16 protein-coding genes are annotated in these 16,538 nt (G+C 72.0%); all 16 read right to left on the bottom strand.

The window, feature by feature from the left end:
• Positions 1–67 precede the first annotated feature (67 nt).
• The 16 genes from ACZ6EJ_RS13790 to thrC all read right to left on the bottom strand — a co-directional run bounded on the left by ACZ6EJ_RS13790 (position 68) and on the right by thrC (position 16,535).
• The gene (locus tag ACZ6EJ_RS13790; RefSeq protein WP_469267063.1) at positions 68–883 is read right to left on the bottom strand and encodes a F0F1 ATP synthase subunit delta; all 816 of its coding nucleotides are present in this window, start codon (positions 881–883) and stop codon (positions 68–70) included.
• Complete coding sequence (locus tag ACZ6EJ_RS13785; protein ID WP_179181440.1) at positions 880–1,416, bottom strand: F0F1 ATP synthase subunit B; 537 nt, start codon at positions 1,414–1,416, stop codon at positions 880–882. Before ACZ6EJ_RS13785 ends, ACZ6EJ_RS13790 begins: the two co-directional genes overlap by 4 nt.
• Before the next feature lie 37 nt (positions 1,417–1,453).
• Entirely contained in the window at positions 1,454–1,690 is a 237-nt protein-coding gene (gene atpE / locus ACZ6EJ_RS13780; RefSeq protein ID WP_156726126.1) for an ATP synthase F0 subunit C, read from the bottom strand.
• Positions 1,691–1,784: 94 nt separating this feature from the next.
• Entirely contained in the window at positions 1,785–2,612 is an 828-nt protein-coding gene (atpB, locus tag ACZ6EJ_RS13775) for a F0F1 ATP synthase subunit A (protein ID WP_469267062.1), read from the bottom strand.
• Between the two features lie 200 nt (positions 2,613–2,812).
• On the bottom strand, positions 2,813–3,253 hold the full coding sequence (locus tag ACZ6EJ_RS13770) for a hypothetical protein (protein ID WP_469267061.1): 441 nt from the start codon (positions 3,251–3,253) through the stop codon (positions 2,813–2,815).
• Positions 3,254–3,516: 263 nt separating this feature from the next.
• Entirely contained in the window at positions 3,517–4,920 is a 1,404-nt protein-coding gene (locus tag ACZ6EJ_RS13765) for an MraY family glycosyltransferase (RefSeq protein WP_469267060.1), read from the bottom strand.
• Between the two features lie 84 nt (positions 4,921–5,004).
• Positions 5,005–6,279, bottom strand: coding sequence for a serine hydroxymethyltransferase (locus ACZ6EJ_RS13760; protein WP_469267058.1), 1,275 nt, complete (start codon positions 6,277–6,279; stop codon positions 5,005–5,007).
• A gap of 126 nt (positions 6,280–6,405) precedes the next feature.
• Positions 6,406–7,047, bottom strand: a complete 642-nt coding sequence (locus ACZ6EJ_RS13755; protein WP_469267056.1) for an arsenate reductase/protein-tyrosine-phosphatase family protein — start codon at positions 7,045–7,047, stop codon at positions 6,406–6,408.
• The gene (locus ACZ6EJ_RS13750; RefSeq protein WP_469267054.1) at positions 7,044–7,691 is read right to left on the bottom strand and encodes an L-threonylcarbamoyladenylate synthase; all 648 of its coding nucleotides are present in this window, start codon (positions 7,689–7,691) and stop codon (positions 7,044–7,046) included. Before ACZ6EJ_RS13750 ends, ACZ6EJ_RS13755 begins: the two co-directional genes overlap by 4 nt.
• A gap of 52 nt (positions 7,692–7,743) precedes the next feature.
• On the bottom strand, positions 7,744–8,589 hold the full coding sequence (prmC, locus tag ACZ6EJ_RS13745) for a peptide chain release factor N(5)-glutamine methyltransferase (protein ID WP_469267052.1): 846 nt from the start codon (positions 8,587–8,589) through the stop codon (positions 7,744–7,746).
• Positions 8,590–8,634: 45 nt separating this feature from the next.
• Positions 8,635–9,711, bottom strand: coding sequence for a peptide chain release factor 1 (prfA, locus tag ACZ6EJ_RS13740; protein ID WP_469267051.1), 1,077 nt, complete (start codon positions 9,709–9,711; stop codon positions 8,635–8,637).
• A gap of 154 nt (positions 9,712–9,865) precedes the next feature.
• A complete protein-coding gene (rpmE, locus tag ACZ6EJ_RS13735; RefSeq protein WP_030915942.1) occupies positions 9,866–10,090 on the bottom strand; it encodes a 50S ribosomal protein L31 in 225 nt (74 codons plus the stop codon).
• Positions 10,091–10,301: 211 nt separating this feature from the next.
• Positions 10,302–11,405 (bottom strand): LCP family protein, encoded by a 1,104-nt coding sequence (locus ACZ6EJ_RS13730; RefSeq protein WP_469267049.1) that lies wholly within the window; start codon positions 11,403–11,405, stop codon positions 10,302–10,304.
• Between the two features lie 319 nt (positions 11,406–11,724).
• Positions 11,725–13,788, bottom strand: coding sequence for a transcription termination factor Rho (rho, locus tag ACZ6EJ_RS13725; protein WP_469267048.1), 2,064 nt, complete (start codon positions 13,786–13,788; stop codon positions 11,725–11,727).
• Positions 13,789–14,176: 388 nt separating this feature from the next.
• A complete protein-coding gene (gene thrB, locus ACZ6EJ_RS13720) occupies positions 14,177–15,094 on the bottom strand; it encodes a homoserine kinase (protein WP_469267047.1) in 918 nt (305 codons plus the stop codon).
• Positions 15,095–15,464: 370 nt separating this feature from the next.
• Positions 15,465–16,535 (bottom strand): threonine synthase, encoded by a 1,071-nt coding sequence (thrC, locus tag ACZ6EJ_RS13715; RefSeq protein WP_469267045.1) that lies wholly within the window; start codon positions 16,533–16,535, stop codon positions 15,465–15,467.
• Positions 16,536–16,538 lie beyond the last annotated feature (3 nt).

Below are 16,538 nucleotides of genomic sequence, written 5' to 3'. Positions count from 1 at the left end.
TCTTCTGCAGTTTCTGCACGGCCCAACCGGGCCGCTGGTCTTGCTTGTTCTTGTGCGCTGCGCTGTGTCAGCCGGCCATGCGGCGGGTCGCCTCGTCGAGGCGGTCCGCGACGGTGCCGTTGATGATCTCGTCACCGACGCGCACCGAGACCCCGCCGAGGACCGCGGGGTCCACGTCCAGGTTCAGGTGCATCTGCCGGCCGTAGAGCTTCGCCAGGGCGGCGCCGAGGCGCTGCTTCTGCCGGTCGCTGAGCGGCACCGCCGAGGTGACGACGGCGACCGTGCGGTCCCGGCGCTCCGCGGCGAGCTTGGACAGCGAGTCCAGCCCGGCTTCCAGGCTACGTCCACGCGGCTGCGTCACCAGGCGGACGATGATCCGCTCGGTGACCGGCTGCGCCTTGCCGCCGAGCAGGCTGCGCAGCAGCTCGCTCTTGGCGGAGGCGGTGGCCGTACGGCTGGTGAGCGCGGACCGCAGCCCCGTGTCGGAGCCGACGATCCGGCCGAACCGGAACAGCTCGTCCTCGACGTCGTCGAGGGCGCCGGCACGCTGGGCCGCGGTCAGGTCGGCGGTGTCCGCCAGCTCCTCGACCGAGTCCACCAGGTCGCGCGAGCGCGACCAGCGGGCCCGGACCAGCCCGGAGACCAGGTCGACGGTCTCGCCGCCCACCTGGCCGCTGAGCAGGCGCGCGGCCAGCTCCGCCTTGCTCTCGCCGCTCTGGGCCGGGTCGGTGAGGACCCGGCGCAGGGATACCTCGCGGTCGAGCAGCGCGGTGACCGATGCCAGCTCCTCCGCGAGCTTCGCCGCGTCGACCGACGTGTTGTCGGTCAACGCGTCGAGACGCTCGCGTGCGGCAGCCAGTGCCTCGCGGCTCGCGCCGTTCATCGGGCAGCCTCGGCCTTCGCCTCGAGCTCGTCGAGGAAGCGGTCGACCGTGCCGCTCTGCCGGGCGTGGTCCTGGAGGGACTCGCCGACGAGCTTGCCGGCCAGGTCGGTGGCGAGCTTGCCCACGTCCTGGCGCAGCGCGGAGGCCGCAGCCTTGCGGTCGGCCTCGATCTGGGCGTGGCCGGCGGCGATGATCTCCTCGCGCTGCCGCTGACCCTCCGCCTTCATCTCCTGGATGATGACGGCGCCCTGCTCCTGCGCCTCCTGGCGCAGGCGCGCGGCCTCGTGACGCGCCTCGGCGAGCTGAGCCTTGTACTGCTCAAGAACGCTCTGGGCCTCGGTCTGCGCCGCTTCGGCCTTCTCGATGCCACCCTCGATCGCCTCGCGGCGCTCTTCCAGGGTCTTGTTGATCACCGGAAGCAGCTTCTTCGAGAAGACGAAGAAGACGATGCCGAAGCAGATCAGGCCGATGACGACTTCAGGCCAGACCGGGAGCAGAGGCATCTGCGGTTCCTCGGCTGCCAGGTACATCATGGTGAACCTTTCGTCGAATATGGCTACGGCCGCTGCATCACGTGACGATGAACGGAACGACGAAGCCGATCAGGGCCAGGGCCTCGACGACGGCGAAGCCGAGCAGCATGTTCTGGCGGATGAGGCCGGCAGCCTCGGGCTGGCGGGCGATGGCCTGCACACCGTTACCGAAGATGATGCCGATGCCGATGCCGGGGCCGATCGCGGCGAGGCCGTAGCCGATGGTGCCGACGTTGCCGTTCACGGCCGCGAGGGTCTCGAAAGCAGCAGACATGTCTGTGGTTCCTTCTCTTGGTGGGACCGGTGGAAATGGTCTTCACACCGGGCGACTGGGGAGCTGAGGGCGGCAGCCGGGAGCCGGCAGGTCCTCAGTGGGCTTCTTCGAGCGCCTGGGAGAGGTACGTGGCGGTCAGCACGGTGAACACGTAGGCCTGGAGGGCCTGGATGAACATCTCGAACACGGTGAGGACCAGCGTCATGATGAACGACGCGCCGGCGTAGACCGTGCCCAGGACGGTGCCGAGCATGTACCAGGTGGCGATCGTGAAGATCAGGATCAGGATGTGGCCCGCGAACATGTTCGCGAAGAGTCGCACCGCCAGCGTGAACGGCCGGACGAAGACGTTGGAGATGAACTCCAGCGGCGTCAGCAGCACGTAGATCGGCTTGGGCAGACCGCTCGGAACGCAGAGGTTGCGGATGCCTCCGACGAACCCGTTCGTCCGGAAGGTCGCCGTCATGTACGTCACCCAGACGATCAGCGCAAGGCCGGCGGGGTAGGCGATGACGGAGCTGACCGGGAACTGGGCGATCGGGATGATGGCCCAGAGGTTCAGGATCCACACGAAGAAGAACAGCGAGACCAGCAGGGGGACGAAGGGCTCGCCCTTCTTGCCGATGACCTCGCGGGCGATGCCGCGGTGGACGAAGTCGTACAGCGCCTCGGCGACCATCTGGAGCTTGCCCGGAACGACCTTGGGCTTCGAGAAACCGGCCCAGAAGAAGGCCAGGATCGCGAACGTGCCGATGATCGCGAGCAGCATGGGCTTGTTGAACTCGACAGGCCCAATGGTGAAGAGCGGCTCGAAGAGGAACGACCACACGCTGGGGGCATGGAACCCGCAGTCCTTGAAAAGGTGGCAGTTCGTCTCGAAGGCGAGCGTCTGGGCGTCAGTCACCAAGAGCTCCTTCTGCATGGCGCATGGATGCGGCTACCTCGTTGTGTCGGAGCGGCGGGTGGCCGCAGGTCGGCACCGGACTGGTTCTTACGGTGAGGAGGCGGCGGCCGGGCCCGAAGCCTCGCGATGAATCAAGCGACCGCCCTGTTGCCCGCGCTCGCACTACCGCAACCGAGACCGGACGATAGCAGCACGTCGAACACGGCTTTATTCCGGCCCTACTCGCCACGTTCTCCCCCCGCTCCGCCCGGACGGTTCCGGGTGTCCGCGTCGGGGTCGACATAGGGGGTCTTGCTCCGGGAATGCAGCACGGCCTGGGTGGTGATCCACGTGATGACGGCCGCGACCAGCGAGAGGGCGAAGACCTGAAGATCGAAGAGAGAGGTGTTCCTGATGCTCAGGATGAAGATGAGCAGGAGCACGAGCTGAGCCGAGTAAATCATCAGCCCCATGCCCTGGAACAGGTGAGGCATGGTCTTGGCGACCCACTGGAGGGCCAGCAGTCCGAGCGCCATGAAGACGATCACGACCACGCAGCCCACCGCCGCGCCGATCGCCCCCTCGCCACCGGCGAGCAGGCCGCCCACGAGCGTGGCGACGGCTCCCACCGCGGCGGTGGGGGTGGCGATGCGCAGTAGTTCGCGCATGTCGGACTGCATGGCGGCAGCTCCACTGGTCTGGGGAGGAATGGGGCGTCGTCATGGACGAGCGTAGGCCCGGTCCGCGGGGCGGAGATGCGGGGCGAGGACCGCCCTGCGGGGTTCTTCGCCTCCGTCACCGGGTCTCGTGAACGGTATCACAAACTATTTGATGAGGTCTTTACCTGAAAAGTGTGCCACCGGTCACACAGAAGAGTGAGACGCAGCATGTGCACCTGACAACTAGACGCGATGTCTGGTAATGCACTGCGGGTTCCGAAACGTCAACGCGAGGTGTCGACGGAACGGCGATCGGGGAAACGCGAACGTGCGCCGATCGCGGTCGCTCCGTTGACGCCGGACACTCCGACCGCCACAGGGGCCCGTTCGGAGCCCTCCTCGCCCATCTGAGCGTCTTCCGCGCTCGATTGGGCCTCCGCGCCCGAGGGCGCGGTCCCGTCCTCCCCAGAGGTCGCCGAGGCGGCCGGCTCCGCGCCCTCCGTCTCGCCGCGCCGCCGGTAGCGGGGCGGCACGAAGCGGTTGGCCCAGTGCGGGGTGCGCGGGGTGAACCGCGGCATCAGCAGGAGCAGCAGGCCGACCGCGCTCGCCGCCATGATCACGAAGACGATCCACATGGAGGCCGAGTGCACGGAGTAGCCGACCGCGCCGAAGGCGATGAGCGCGGACCAGAAGTACATGATCAGCACGGCGCGGCTGTGCGAGTGCCCGATCTCCAGCAGCCGGTGGTGCAGGTGCCCCCGGTCGGCGGCGAACGGCGACTGGCCGTTCCAGGTGCGCCGGACGATGGCGAGGACCAGGTCGGCGGCCGGGATCGCGATGATCGTCAGCGGCAGCAGCAGGGGGATGAAGACCGGGAACATCGCGTGGGTCGCCTGGCGCTCGCCCCCCGCGAAGATCCCCAGGCGGTCCGGGTCGACCTGCCCGGTGATGGAGATCGCCGAGGCGGCCAGCACCAGGCCGATGAGCATCGACCCCGAGTCGCCCATGAAGATCCGGGCCGGGTGCATGTTGTGCGGGAGGAAGCCGAGGCACATGCCCATCAGAATGGCGGCGAAGAGGGTCGCGGGCGCGGCCTCCTCGATCCCGTACCCGAACCAGAGGCGGTAGGCGTAGAGGAAGAACGCGGCCGAGGCGATGCACACCACGCCGGCCGCGAGCCCGTCCAGGCCGTCCACGAAGTTGACCGCGTTGATCGTGATGACGACCAGCGCCACCGTGAGCAGCGTCCCCTGCCACTGGGTGAGGGCGACCGTGCCGACGCCGGGGACGGGCAGCCACAGGATCGTCAGGCCCTGGATGACCATGACGGCGGCGGCGATCATCTGGCCGCCGAGCTTGATCAGGGCGTCGATCTCGAACTTGTCGTCCAGCACGCCGATCAGCCAGATCAGCGCGGCGCCGGAGAGCAACGCCCTGGGCTCGTTGGAGAGTTCGAAGACGCTGGTGAGGTTGTACAGGTGGTCGGCGACGATCAGCCCCGCGCACAGCCCGCCGAACATCGCCATGCCGCCGAGCCGGGGAGTCGGTTCCCGGTGGACGTCGCGTGCGCGGATCGCGGGCATCGCCCCGACCGCGATGGCGAACTTGCGCACCGGTCCGGTCAGCAGGTAAGTCACCGCTGCCGTGACACAGAGCGTCAGCAGGTAATCACGCACGGGCTGCCCCACAGAATTCGCCGACCATCTCAGCCCCACACCCTAGTCCCATGAACGAGGACTCCACGGTACGGGTGATGGTTCCCCCGGTCCCGCCTACCCCGGATACGGCGGATTGCGCAGGACCAGTTCGCGCACCTCGGCCGCGATCCGGCCCGCGTCGCCCGGCTCCCGCACGGCCGCCCCGAACAGGGCGGCGATCGCGGCCATGTCCGCCTCGTCCATCCCCTGGGTGGTGACGGCGGCGGTCCCCAGGCGGATGCCGCGCGCCTCGCCGTACGGGAGGGCGCAGGTGTCCAGGACCATGCCGGCCGCCGCCAGCCGCGCGCGGGCGGTCCGGCCGTCCACGCCGAGCGGGGCCGGGTCCGCGACGACGAGGTGGGTGTCGGTGCCGCCCGTGGCCACCTCGAAGCCCTCCGCCTCCAGGCCGGCGGCGAGCGCGCGGGCGTGGGCGACGGTCCGGTGGGCGTAGAGCGCGTACGCGGGGGTGGCCGCCTCCCCGAACGCGACGGCCTTCGCCGCCACCGTGTGCATCTGCGCGCCGCCCTGGGTGAAGGGGAACACCGCCCGGTCGATGCGCTCCGCCAGCTCGGCGCGGCACAGGAGCAGGCCGCCGCGCGGCCCCCGCAGCACCTTGTGCGTGGTGGCGCAGACGACGTCGGCGTACGGGACGGGGCTCGGCGCCGCTCCCCCCGCGACCAGGCCCAGCGGGTGCGCGGCGTCCGCGATCAGGTAGGCGCCGACCTCGTCGGCGATCTCCCGGAACAGCGCGTGGTCGAGGTGGCGGGGGTAGGAGATCGAGCCGCACACGATGGCCTTCGGGCGGCGGGCGCGGGCCAGGGCGCGCAGCCGCTGGTAGTCGACGAGCCCGCTCTCCGGGTCCACCCCGTAGCCGGCGAAGTCGAACCAGCGGCCGGAGAAGTTGCCCGGCGCCCCGTGCGTGAGGTGTCCCCCGTACGGCAGTCCCATGGCGAGCACCGTGTCGCCGGGGCGCAGCAGCGCGGCGTAGGCGGCGAGGACGGCCGAGGAGCCGGAGTGCGGTTGGACGTTGGCGTGCTCGGCGCCGAAGAGGGCGGTGGCGCGGCGGACGGCGATGCGTTCGGCGGCGTCCGCGTGCTCGCAGCCGCCGTGGTACCGCGCGCCGGGGTAGCCCTCGGCGTACTTGTTGGCGAGCGGGGAGCCGAGGGCGGCGAGGACCGCGGGCGAGGTGAAGTTCTCAGCGGCGATCAGTTGGAGGGTGGTGGCCTGCCGGTCGGTCTCGTCGAGCAGCACCCCGGCGACCTCCGGGTCCTGGCGGAGCAGGGCGCCGAAGTCCTGGGGCGGGGCGCCGGGCTCGGGCGGCGCGGACGCGGCGGAGGAGGTGACCGGCATGGGAGGGCTCCGGACCTGTGGGGGGGCGCGCCGGCGAGGTGTGCCGGTGTCGACTCCAATGTAGGCCGGTGCGGGCGGACGCGCCCGCTGTCGCGCGGCCGTGTACGCCGGTCGGCGCACCGGCGCTCAGTGCGCGGCGGGGACGCCGGTGAGCGCGGTGACGACGGGGTCGAGCGCCTGGTTGATCTCGTCGCCGACGGAGCGGAAGAAGGTGATGGGCGCGCCGTAGGGGTCGTAGACCTCGTCGGCCTCTGCGGTCGGGGCCAGCAGCCAGCCGCGCAGCGCGGCGGCGGCGCGGACCAGGGCGCGGGCGCGCTCGACGACGCCCTCGTCGCGCGGGTCGGGCAGGGTGGCCGGGTCGATCGCCCGTACCAGCCGGGTGAACTCCTTGAGGGTGAAGGTGCGCAGGCCCGCGGAGTGGCCCATGGAGATGACCTGGGCGCGGTGGTCGCGGGTGGCGGTGAGGACCAGGTCGGCGCGGATCACGTGCTCGTCGAGCAGTTCCCGGCCGACGAAGCCGCTGGCGTCCGCGCCGAAGTCCGCGAGGACGACCTCGGCGTTGGCCTCCATGGGCGCGCCCTCGTGGCCCCAGGTGCCCGCGCTCTCCACGATCAGGCCGCCGCTGAGCGGGTCGCCGAGGCGGTCCACCAGGGCGTGCCGGGTCAGCCGCTCGGTGATCGGCGAGCGGCAGACGTTGCCGGTGCTGACGTGGAGGATGCGGAAGGTGTCGGTCCGCCCCGCTATGCCACGCCCCTCGGGGGCGGTCAATTGGCCACCTCGAGGTCGGGTACCACCTTGCGCAGCTCCTCGGCGGAGACGGCGCCGGCGCGCAGCAGGAGCGGGACGGGGCCGGTGACGTCGACGATCGAGGACGGCACGATGCCGGGCGTGGGGCCGCCGTCGAGGTAGACGGAGACGGAGTCGCCGAGCATCCCCTGGGCGGCGTCGCAGTTCTCCGGCGCCGGGTGGCCGGTGAGGTTGGCGCTGGAGACGGCCATCGGGCCGACCTCGGTCAGCAGCTCGATGGCGACCGGGTGCAGCGGCATCCGGACGGCGACGGTGCCGCGGGTGTCCCCGAGGTCCCACTGGAGCGAGGGCTGGTGCTTGGCGACGAGGGTGAGGGCGCCGGGCCAGAAGGCGTCGACCAGCTCCCATGCCTCCTCGGAGAAGTCGGTGACCAGGCCGTGCAGCGTGTTCGGGGAGCCGATGAGGACGGGGGTGGGCATGTTGCGGCCGCGGCCCTTGGCGTCCAGCAGGTCGGTGACGGCCTCGGCGCTGAAGGCGTCCGCGCCGATCCCGTACACGGTGTCGGTGGGCAGCACGACCAGCTCGCCCCGGCGGACGGCGGAGGCGGCCTCACGCAGGCCCGAGGCCCGGTCGGTGGCGTCGTTGCAGTCGTATCGCCGTGCCATCAGCCGGCCTCCTGGAGCGTGTACGGGTACGGGTGGTGGTGGAGCGGTCCGGTCACGGCATGGCCTTGCGGGCGGTGGCGAACCGGGGCCGCTTGTTCAGGTCGGGGTGGTCGGCGGCGTCCGCCCAGCCCCGCTCCTCGGTGAAGATCCACGGCACCTGGCCGCCCTGGGTGTCGGCGTGCTCGATGACGACGAGGCCGCCGGGGCGCAGCAGGCGGTGGGCGGTCCGCTCGATGCCGCGGATGGTGTCGAGGCCGTCCTCGCCGGAGAAGAGCGCCATCTGCGGGTCGTGGTCGCGGGCCTCGGGGGCGACGTACTCCCATTCGGTGAGCGGGATGTACGGCGGGTTGGAGATCACCAGGTCGACCTGGCCGTCCAGCTCGGGCAGGGCGGTCAGGGCGTCCCCGCGGTGGACGGTGACCCTGGACCCCTCGGCGTTCCTCCGGGTCCACGTGAGGGCGTCCTCGGACAGCTCCACGGCGTGCACCCGCGAGCGCGGGACCTCCTGCGCCATGGCGAGCGCGATGGCGCCCGATCCGGTGCACAGGTCGACGACGACGGGCTCGACGACGTCCATCGCGCGGACGGCGTCTATGGCCCAGCCGACGACGGACTCGGTCTCCGGCCGGGGGACGAAGACGCCGGGGCCCACCTGGAGCTCCAGGTAGCGGAAGAAGGCGCGGCCGGTGATGTGCTGGAGGGGTTCGCGGGCCTCGCGGCGGGCGATGGTCTCCCAGTACCGGGCGTCGAAGTCCGTGTCAGGCACCGTGTGCAGCTCGCCCCGCTTCACGCCGTGGACGAAGGCCGCGAGCTCCTCGGCGTCGAATCGCGGCGAGGGGACACCGGCGTCGGCCAGCCGCTGGGTGGCCTGGGCCACCTCGGCGAGCAGCAGGTTCATCGCGGTTCTCCGTACGGGTTACGGGCGTGCGGGCGGGCGGTGCGCTTACGCGTTGGCGAGCTTGGCGGCGGAGTCGGCGTCGACGCACGCCTGGATCACCGCGTCCAGGTCGCCGTCGAGGACCTGGTCCAAGTTGTACGCCTTGTATCCGACGCGGTGGTCCGAGATGCGGTTCTCCGGGAAGTTGTACGTCCGGATCTTCTCGGAGCGGTCGACGGTGCGCACCTGGCTGCGGCGGGCGTCGGAGGCCTCCTGCTCGGCGGCCTCCTGGGCGGCGGCCAGCAGCCGGGAGCGCAGGATGCGCATGGCCTGCTCCTTGTTCTGGAGCTGGCTCTTCTCGTTCTGGCAGGAGGCGACGACGCCGGTCGGCAGGTGCGTGATGCGGACGGCGGAGTCGGTCGTGTTGACGGACTGCCCGCCGGGGCCGGAGGAGCGGTAGACGTCGATCCGGAGGTCGTTGGCGTGGATCTCGACGTCCACCTCCTCGGCCTCGGGCGTGACGAGCACGCCGGCGGCGGAGGTGTGGATGCGGCCCTGGGACTCGGTGGAGGGCACGCGCTGCACGCGGTGCACGCCGCCCTCGTACTTCATGCGGGCCCAGACGCCCTGGCCGGGCTCGGTCGCGCCGTTGCCGCCCTTGGTCTTGACGGCGACCTGGACGTCCTTGTAGCCGCCCAGCTCGGACTCGGTGGAGTCGATGATCTCGGTCTTCCAGCCGACGCGCTCGGCGTAGCGCAGGTACATGCGCAGCAGGTCGCCGGCGAACAGGGCGGACTCGTCGCCGCCCGCGCCCGCCTTGATCTCCAGGAGCACGTCCTTGTCGTCGCTGGGGTCGCGCGGGACGAGGAGGAGGCGGAGCTTCTCGGTCAGCTCTTCGCGCTGCTTCTCCAGGTCCTTGACCTCGGCGGCGAAGTCGGGGTCGTCCGCGGCGTACTCGCGCGCGGTCTCGACGTCCTCGCCGGTCTGCTTCCAGGCCCGGTACGTGGAGACGATCGGGGTCAGCTCCGCGTAGCGCTTGTTCAGCTTGCGCGCGTTGGCCTGGTCGGCGTGGACCGACGGGTCGGCGAGCTTCTTCTCGAGATCGGCGTGCTCGCCGATCAGTTCCTCGACCGCCTCGAACATGCGGGGGCTCCTGGTTGGTTACGTCTACGGGCCTGCTGGAAGGGCGTACTCCCGGCGGGTCCGGCGCGGGGGCTCCCCCGACGACCCGACCGGAAAAAACGCCGGTCCCGGCGCCCCCCGCGAAGAGGGCGCCGAGAGCCGGCGCAGTGGCTCGCTACTTGCTGGCGGAGCCGGCAGCCTTGCCGAAGCGGGCCTCGAAGCGGGCCACGCGGCCGCCGGTGTCGAGGATCTTCTGCTTGCCCGTGTAGAACGGGTGGCACTCGGAGCAGACGTCGGCGCGGATCGCGCCGCCGTCGATGGTGCTCCGGGTGGTGAACGAGGCGCCGCAGGTGCAACTGACCTGCGTCTCGACGTACTCGGGGTGGATGTCGCGCTTCAAGGTGTCTCCTAGTTTCGGGAGGGCGCCGGGTCGTCCGCGCGGATTGCGCGGGCGTGAACCGGGGCCGACGTACCAGTCTGCCAGGACGGGCCGTATCTCCCAAAACGAGGGGCGCGGTCCGGGTATTCCCCGGCCCCCGCGCGCCGGGTCGCGGGCCGCGGGCGTCCGGGGCTGCGGGCCTCCGGGGGCAGTGGGCGTCCGGGGACGGTCCCTACTCGACGACCCGCCCGGCCTCGCCCCGGTCGCCGGCCGACCGCTCGGTGGCGGAGGCGGGGATCGGCCGGTCGTGCCGGAGCGCGGACCAGACCTGGCGGCCGGCCTCCTCCTGCGGGAGGACGCGGTTCGGGTCGGCGGGGTCGTACTCCACCGGGAGGGTCACCATGTGGACGCCCTGCGCGTTCAGCCCCTTGAGGCCGCCCGCGAACCCGGCGAGCCGCCTGACCGAGCCGAGCCCCGCGTCGGTGGTGACGGCCTTCGTCGCGGCGTCCGCGAGCCCGAACAGCTTCTTGGGGCTGGTCAGCGCCCCGACGCTCTTCACCCGCTCCATCAGCGCCTTGACGAACGCCTGCTGGAGCTGGATGCGCCCCAGGTCGCTGCCGTCGCCGACGCCCTTGCGGGTGCGGACGAGGCCGAGGGACTGCTCGCCGTCGAGGGTGTGCGTGCCGGGCTCCAGCTCCAGGCGGCTCTTGGAGTCGTCGATCGCCGTACGGGTGGTGACCTCGACGCCGCCCAGCTCGTCGACGAGCCGGGTGAAGCCGGTGAAGTCGACCTCGACGTAGTGGTCCATGCGGATGCCCGACATCGCTTCGACGGTCTTGACCGCGCAGGCCGGCCCGCCGACCTCGTAGGCGGTGTTGAACATCGTCCGCCGCTCGGCCCCGACCTCCTCCCCCGTCGCGTCGCTCGCGCAGGCCGGGCGCTCGACCAGGGTGTCGCGCGGTATCGACACGACGCTCGCCGACCTGTGGCCCTTGGCCACGTGCACCACCATCGCCGTGTCCGAGCGGGCGGCCCCCTCGTCGGCGCCGTACGCGCCGTTGTCGCCGGAGCGCGAGTCCGACCCCAGGACCAGGATGTCCTGGGAGCCGTCGTCCCTGTCGTCGGGCCGGTCGGCGCCGAGCCGGGCGTCGATGTCGACGCTGGAGAGGTTGCCGTCGAGCGCGACGTAGGCGTAGCCGAGCCCGGCGCCGCCGACGAGCACCGCGCCCGCCGCCGACCACGCCGCGAGGGTCTTCGCGCGGCGCCGGCGGGACGGCTTGCGCCGCCGGCTGCCGGTGCCGCGTATCCGGCCCGTGGTCCTGTTCTGCTCGCTCACACGTCTCCTCCGCTACGGCGCCGCGCTGCTCCTCGCCGCGCGTCCAGCGACCTCGCCGGGCCCCGACGGACGCCGGAGCACCTGGAAGGGTCGCACACGGTCCTGTGACCACCGCCGGGGTGCGCGGGGGGCGGGACCCGCCCGCGTACGCGCCGTGATCACGGTGGTCACCTGGGCTTTCGCGCCCGGCGGCCGCTTCGCGCGGGTGGCTCCTGGAGGGGTCGGCGTGTGGCGAAGGTCTCGGGTGCGCCGCCGGACGCGCGAGGGCCCCCGTCACCGGCGGTGACGGGGGCCCTCGCGGACGACGTGCCGAAGGACGTCAGTCGTTGCCGTTGCCGCTGCCCGGCGTCGTCTTCTGGATCTGGAGCAGGAACTCCGCGTTGGACTGGGTCTTCTTCATCCGGTCCAGGAGCAGCTCGATCGCCTGCTGCTGGTCGAGCGCGTGCAGCACCCGGCGCAGCTTCCAGACGACCGCCAGCTCGTCGGTGCCGAGCAGGATCTCCTCCTTGCGGGTGGAGGACGCGTCGACGTCCACCGCCGGGAAGATGCGCTTGTCCGAGAGCTTCCGGTCGAGCTTGAGCTCCATGTTGCCGGTGCCCTTGAACTCCTCGAAGATCACCTCGTCCATGCGCGAGCCGGTCTCGACGAGCGCGGTGGCCAGGATGGTCAGCGAGCCGCCGTCCTCGATGTTGCGCGCGGCGCCGAAGAAGCGCTTCGGGGGGTACAGCGCGGTCGAGTCGACACCACCGGAGAGGATGCGGCCGGAGGCCGGCGCCGCGAGGTTGTACGCGCGGCCCAGGCGGGTGATCGAGTCGAGCAGGACGACCACGTCGTGACCCAGCTCCACGAGGCGCTTGGCGCGCTCGATGGCCAGCTCGGCGACGGTGGTGTGGTCCTCGGCGGGGCGGTCGAAGGTCGAGGAGATGACCTCGCCCTTCACCGACCGCTGCATGTCGGTGACCTCTTCCGGACGCTCGTCGACCAGGACGACCATCAGGTGGCACTCGGGGCTGTTGACCGTGATCGCGTTGGCGATGGCCTGCAGGATCATGGTCTTGCCGGTCTTCGGCGGAGCCACGATCAGTCCGCGCTGCCCCTTGCCGATCGGGGCCACCAGGTCGATGATCCGCGTCGTCAGGATGTTGGAGTCGGTCTCCAGGCGGAGCCGGTCCTGCGGGTAGAGCGGGGTCAGCTTCTGGAACTCGGGGCGGCCGCGGCCGGACTCGGGCGCCATGCCGTTGACCGAGTCGAGGCGGACCAGCGCGTTGAACTTCTCGCGGCGCTCGCCGTCCTTGGGCTGGCGCACCGCGCCGGTGACGTGGTCGCCCTTGCGCAGGCCGTTCTTGCGGACCTGGGCGAGCGAGACGTACACGTCGTTCGGGCCGGGCAGGTAGCCGGAGGTCCGGATGAACGCGTAGTTGTCGAGGATGTCCAGGATGCCCGCGACGGGGATCAGGACGTCGTCGTCGGCCACCTGGACGTCGCCGGCGAAGTCGTCGCGGCCGCGGCGGCCGCGGCGGTCGCGGTAGCGGCCCCGGCGGCCCCGGCGGCCGCCCGCCTCGTCGTCGAAGTCGTCCTGCGGACCGTTGTCGCGGTTCTGCTGGCCCTGTCCCTGGCTCTGGCCCTGACCCTGGCCCTGGCGCTGCGGGCGCTGCCCGCCGCCGCCCTGCTGGCCCTGGTCGTCGCCCTTGCCGCGGCGGTCGCGCTGGCGCTCGCGGCGCTCGCTCCGGTCACCGCGCTCGCCGCGCTCACCGCGGTCGCCGCGGTTCTGGCGGTCTCCGCGGCGGCCCTCGGCCGTGTCGGCGGCGGCCTCGGCCTTGGCCTCGCCCTTGGGCTCGCCGCGGTCCTCGGACTTCTGCTCGACCTGCGGCTCCGCGACCTTGACCTCGGTCTTCGTCTCGGTCCGGGTCTCGGCCTTGGTCTCGGGGCTGCCCGCCTGCGCGGTGGCACGGCGGCGGCGGCGCTCGCCCGCGGGCTGGTCGTCGCTGGCCGGCTGGCCGGGGATCTCGATCTGCTGCTGGGCAGCGGACTTCTCGGCGGCGGCGTCGTCCCCGGTGCGCGCCTTGGAGGTGGCGCGGCGCTTCGGCTTGCTCTCCGCCTCGGCGGGGGCCTCGGCGGCCTTGGCAGGGGCCTTGGCGGGGGCTCCGCCGCCCGCCTGCGCCTCCTTGATGACCTCGATCAGTTGGCCCTTGCGCATCCGCGCGGTACCCCTGATGCCGAGGCCGGACGCGACCTGCTGCAGCTCGGCCAGGACCATGCCCTCGAGGCCGGTGCCGGAGCGGCGGCGCCGTGCGGGTGTGCCAGTGGCAGCACCTTCGGCGGGCGCGGCGCTGTCGACGTTCTTGTCGGCAGTGACGCCCATCAGATCGGTGGTGTCGCTCACGAAGGGTCCTTCCCTGGAGCGGACGTCGGCCTTCTGGCTCGGCGACCGGTTGTGCTGTCCGACTGCGGTCTGTTGATCTTGCTGGATCGCGGACCGTGCCGGGGCGGTGGTCCGCCGGGTACGGCGGAGAGATGAATGTGCGGGGTCCGGCGCGAGATCCCCTGCTCGGCCCACTCCTGGACGAGCGAGGGGTGTCGTGCCGGTTCCGGAGCGTGCTCGAAACTGCTCAGGCGGGCTGCTCAGGCAGTTGGGGAGGCTCCCGGAAGAATGGTGGTCCCGGAGGGGGACACGAAGCAACGCGCCTTCGAGACGTCGGTTGCAGACTTGAGGTTAACACTACCGGCTCCAACAAACATTCCCCCTCTCGCTCACCGGTAATCAGACGCGGTTACGCGGCCAGCGGCAGCACGCTGGCGCCCGCGGCGTCCATGGCCAGTCGATTGGCGGCCCAGCCCTCGCCCGCCAGACGGGCGACCTTGTCGGCCGCGCCCTCCTCCGTCAGCGCGAGGACCGTGGGGCCCGCGCCGGAGATGACCGCGGGCACGCCGTCGGCGCGCAGCCGGTTGACCAACTCCACGCTCTGCGGCATCGCGGGGCCCCGGTACTCCTGGTGGAGGCGGTCCTCGGTGGCGGCGAGCAGCAGTTCGGGCCGGCGGGTCAGGGCCTCGACGAGCAGGGCCGCCCGACCGGCGTTCAGCGCGGCGTCGACGTGCGGGACGGTGCGCGGGAGCAGGCCGCGGGCCGTCTCGGTGAGCACCGGGCGGCCGGGCACGAACACCACCGGGACGACGGAGTCGGCCGGGTCCATCCTGATCGCGCGGGCCGCGCCGCCGTCCATCCAGGCGAGGGTGAAGCCCCCGAGCAGGCAGGCGGCGACGTTGTCCGGGTGCCCCTCGATCTCGGTCGCCAGCTCCAGCAGGGCCGCGTCGTCGAGGCGGGCGTCGCCGCCGGTCGTCACGGCGCGGGCGGCGACGATGCCGGCGCAGATGGCGGCGGAGGACGAGCCGAGGCCGCGGCCGTGCGGGATGCGGTTGGCGCAGACGATCTCCAGGCCGCGGGGCTGGCCGCCGAGCAGGTCGAACGCGGTGCGCAGGGAGCGTACGAGCAGGTGGCTCTCGTCGCGGGGCAGCGTCTCGCCGCCCTCGCCTGCGATGTCGATGTGCAGCCCGGAGTCGGCGACCCGGACGACGACGTCGTCGTACAGCCCCAGCGACAGGCCCAGGGCGTCGAAGCCCGGACCCAGGTTGGCGCTGGTGGCGGGGACGCGCACCCTGACGGCGGCGGCTCGGAACGCGGGACCGGCCATCGGTCGGACGACTCCTTGTCAGGCGGCGGGGAAGCAGTGCGGCGGCTTCGCGGCGGGGCGTGCGGGGTGGGGGTGGCTGGGGCGTGGGAGGGGATCGCGGCCGCGCGGAGGGCGTCCTCCGTGCGGTGCGCGGCTCCGACCCGACGGCCGCGGCGGCCACGACGACGGCCGTGGCGCTCCGCGGGCGGATGTCGGGCGGATGGGGTACAGCTTATCGAAGGAAGGTTCCGCGGCGACATAGGGCGCACAGGAGGCGCACGATGCGTGTCGCCCGCCTCCTATGCGCTCTCCGCCCCGAAAAGAGGGCGGTTGGGCCGGGTTGTCTCGGTTGACCGGCCCGGCCGCGGCGTCCCACCGCGGCCGGGGGCGGTCAGACGAGTCCGAGCTTCCGGGCGGCGGTGGCCGCGTCGACGGGGACCGTGACCGGCTGGGGCGCGCCCGCGACGGCCCAGTCGGGGTCCTTGAGGCCGTTGCCGGTGACCGTGCAGACGATGCGCTGGCCGGGATCGACCTTGCCCTGCTCGGCGGCCTTGAGCAGTCCGGCGACGGACGCGGCCGACGCGGGCTCGACGAAGACGCCCTCCTGGGAGGCCAACAGCCGGTAGGCGGACAGGATCTGTCGGTCCGTCACCTCGTCGATGAAGCCGCCCGACTCGTCGCGCGCGGCGAGCGCGTAGTTCCAGGACGCCGGGTTGCCGATCCGGATCGCCGTGGCGATGGTGGCCGGGTCCTTGACGACCTCGCCGCGCACGATGGGCGCGGAGCCGGAGGCCTGGAAGCCCCACATGCGCGGGGTGCGCGAGGAGACGCCGTCGCCGGCGTACTCGGTGTACCCCTTCCAGTACGCGGTGATGTTGCCCGCGTTGCCGACCGGCAGGACGTGGACGTCGGGGGCGTCGCCGAGCGCGTCGACGATCTCGAACGCGGCGGTCTTCTGGCCCTCGATGCGCACCGGGTTGACCGAATTGACCAGCGCCACCGGGTAGTTGTCGGAGAGCGAGCGGGCCAGGGTGAGGCAGTCGTCGAAGTTGCCGTCGACCTGGAGGATGGTGGCGCCGTGGACGAGCGCCTGGCCCATCTTGCCGAGCGCGATCTTGCCCTGCGGCACGAGGACGGCGCAGACCATGCCCGCGCGCACCGCGTACGCCGCGGCGGAGGCCGAGGTGTTGCCGGTGGAGGCGCAGATGACGGCCTTGGCGCCCTCCTCCTTGGCGCGGGTGATGGCCATGGTCATGCCGCGGTCCTTGAACGAACCGGTGGGGTTGGCGCCCTCGACCTTGAGGTGCACCTCGCAGCCCGTGCGCTCGGAGAGGACCTGCGCCGGGACGAGCGGCGTACCGCCTTCACGGAGCGTGACGACGGGCGTCGCGCCCGTGACGGGGAGCCGGTCCCGGTACTCCTCGATGATGCCGCGCCACTGGTGGGTGCCCTTGCTGGTCATGGG

The organism is Streptomyces sp. NPDC041970 (genome assembly GCF_055588985.1).
Note: the sequence above shows the minus strand (reverse complement) of the source record. Positions and strands in the feature narration are given on the sequence as shown.